The sequence below is a fragment of the Hyphomonas sp. UBA3601 genome (genome assembly GCF_002375605.1).
GTDB lineage: Bacteria > Pseudomonadota > Alphaproteobacteria > Caulobacterales > Hyphomonadaceae > Hyphomonas.
In genome coordinates, this window is the sequence record NZ_DFME01000047.1 from 1618 (window position 1) to 2338 (window position 721).

1 protein-coding gene and 1 pseudogene are annotated in these 721 nt (G+C 58.0%); both read right to left on the bottom strand.

Annotated elements, in window-relative coordinates:
• Positions 1-438, bottom strand: a 438-nt coding sequence (locus B4F73_RS05455; protein WP_290482681.1) for an alpha/beta fold hydrolase, incomplete at its 3' end; no start/stop codon positions are given.
• Positions 439-446: 8 nt separating this feature from the next.
• Positions 447-721 (bottom strand): annotated as a pseudogene (locus B4F73_RS05460) (MFS transporter); the annotation flags it as partial.

Below are 721 nucleotides of genomic sequence, written 5' to 3' on the forward strand. Positions count from 1 at the left end.
CCCGCCAGCATAGCCGGCGATGCGTTTGAGGCCCGCGGGATTTACTTCGGGCCCGACATCATTGATCACGATGCTCTTGATTTTATCCGGGAAAGCCTTGGCCATCAGCATTGCCATCAGCCCTCCCATCGATGTGCCGACCAGGATCAGATTGTCCAGTTTCAGGTGGTCAATCAGTGTGGCCATGTCTTGCACATAAACGGGCGGCGCATAGGTCTCGCCACTCGGATCGCGATCCGACCGGCCGCGGCCGCGCACATCGACCGAGATGTACCGAGCGGGTAATTCTAAACCGCGTATCATTGGCTCGAAATCCTTATGGTTTCGGGTCAGGCCATGCATGCACAACACTGTGATGTCGCTGTCATGTGGGCCGTATTCGGCGGCGTAAAGTTTCAGTCCGTCATGCGCGGTGTAGAAGATATCCCGTTTTTCCATGGCGGGGCTCAGACCAGCTTGGCCGCGCGGGCAGCGTCGCGGGCATAATAGCGTCCCGACAGGACCAGGAAGAGGATGCTCGCAGCGTTCAGCAGGAGGATGATTTCCAGCGCCGATTTCAGCGGGGTCGTCGAACCTGCATCAGAGAACTGAACACTTAGCCAGCCAGCAAAGGTCGGGCCGCCGCCAATGCCAATCAGGGTCAGACAGAGCAGCATGAAGGCAGATGCGAAGGAGCGCATGCGCAAACCCACCAATTCTTGAGAGGCTGTATAGGCAACGC